This window comes from Vibrio albus, assembly GCF_003144035.1.
Taxonomy (GTDB): Bacteria; Pseudomonadota; Gammaproteobacteria; order Enterobacterales; family Vibrionaceae; genus Vibrio; species Vibrio albus.
The window spans coordinates 1-618 of sequence record NZ_QFWT01000035.1 but is presented as its reverse complement, the minus strand read 5'-3'; the positions used below and the strand labels follow the sequence as shown (position 1 = coordinate 618).

The 618-nt window shown below is 40.3% G+C and carries 2 rRNA genes; both read right to left on the bottom strand.

The features are described 5' to 3' along the window. Nucleotides 1-142 (bottom strand): 23S ribosomal RNA (locus tag DI392_RS19430); the annotation flags it as partial. A gap of 353 nt (nucleotides 143-495) precedes the next feature. After that, nucleotides 496-618 (bottom strand): 16S ribosomal RNA (locus tag DI392_RS19425); the annotation flags it as partial.

Here is a 618-nt window from a genome sequence, read left to right as displayed (position 1 = left end):
ACTTATGTAAGTGGGTTTCCCCATTCGGAAATCGCAGACTCAAGTGGCTTTTACTGCCTAATCTACGCTTATCGCAAGTTAATACGTCCTTCATCACCTCTGACTGCCAAGGCATCCACCGTGTACGCTTAGTCACTTAACCATACAACCCCAAGAGGTCTTGTATGTTCAAACAACCAAGGTTTGTGTCTCTCATTATTTGAATGAGCGAGAGACATTTCGATTTTGCCGGACTCAAATATGCTCATACAGTAAATGCATGAGCTCTTTTTATTTTACTTTTTTTTAAAAAAGTGAAAACAAAAAGCCAAGAACACTTGAATGTGTTTGTTGGTACTTATCTTTCTCTTATAAAAGAGAGAAATAAGATTTGAGAACTTTTACAAGTAATCTTAAAGATTACTTTGTCAGCTTTCCAAATTGTTAAAGAGCTATGCTCTAGGCTTTCGCCTAAACCATCAATCTGTGTGGACACTCATCGTGAAAATCGTTCGTTAAGGAGGTGATCCAGCCCCAGGTTCCCCTAGGGCTACCTTGTTACGACTTCACCCCAGTCATGAACCACAAAGTGGTAAGCGTTCTCCCGAAGGTTAAACTACCTACTTCTTTTGCAGCCCA